The sequence below is a fragment of the Streptomyces adelaidensis genome (assembly GCF_016598475.1).
GTDB classification, from domain to species: domain Bacteria; phylum Actinomycetota; class Actinomycetes; order Streptomycetales; family Streptomycetaceae; genus Streptomyces; species Streptomyces adelaidensis.
On sequence record NZ_JAEMUX010000264.1, the window covers coordinates 1 to 855 of the forward strand.

2 protein-coding genes are annotated in these 855 nt (G+C 69.5%); both read right to left on the reverse strand.

Translation table 11 applies throughout. From position 1 onward, the window contains the following. On the reverse strand, positions 1–258 hold a 258-nt coding region (locus tag I8N67_RS41735; RefSeq protein ID WP_200309601.1), incomplete at its 3' end, for a recombinase family protein. A 132-nt stretch (positions 259–390) separates the two neighbouring features. Then, the gene (locus I8N67_RS41740) at positions 391–738 is read right to left on the reverse strand and encodes a hypothetical protein (protein WP_200309603.1); all 348 of its coding nucleotides are present in this window, start codon (positions 736–738) and stop codon (positions 391–393) included. Between the last annotated feature and the right edge of the window lie 117 nt (positions 739–855).

The following is an 855-nucleotide window of genomic DNA, read 5'->3' on the forward strand; positions in this document are numbered from 1 at the left end:
CTTACGGGCGAGGCGGTCAGGCGCGTAGCACAGCACGACCTCCACACCGACCTGGGCGACCAGGTCGCGCAGTCGCTCCAAAGCGGGCCTGACCAGGGTCGCCCCGGAGTGGCCCTCGTCCTCGAACACCCACTCCTCGGGCAGCTCAAGACGCTTCTCGGCGGCGTGCGCGCGCAGGGCCGCGGTCTGCGAACCGATCGTCTGGTCCTTCTTCTGCCGGGCCGAGGACACCCGGGCGTAGATCGCCACGCTGGTCATCGCTCACTCCTGTCTGCTCCAGGCAGTCCGGTATCCGGGCTCGCCGCTGCGGAACCAACGCGGCGTAGGCCGCGGCCAGGTCCGCCGCCGCATGGCGGTCGAAGACCGCCTCCACCTGAACCGGCCGGTCGCTCACCTGCCCGGCCGGCCCTCCGTGGCATCCCGCTGAAGGAACTGGGCCAGGGCCTGGGCCACCACCGCGGAGATCGCCCGGTCGCTCTCGTGAGCCCGGGCACGGATCTGTCCTGCCAGAGATTCCGGCAGCTTGACGGTGAACACCACGCTTGACTCGGGGACTTCGAGATGTCCAGAGGCCACGGCCTGCTCCAGATACCGGTGTGCCTGACGCACCGACACCCCGTACCTACTCGCCAACGTGCGGGCGGCTGCGGCCACGGGTACACCCGCCCCGGCCAGATCCGCGGCGGCGTTGACCCGCCGGGCGTACTCGACGCTATCGACACGATCACCACGCACCATGTCACAAACCTACTACCCATTGTGACGCCCCTTACCCTCCGCACGGGGAAGGAGCTCCAGCCGCCGGTAGCCGAGCGTCACCGCGAAGCAGAAGTTGCCCATTGCGTTGGGGGCGTG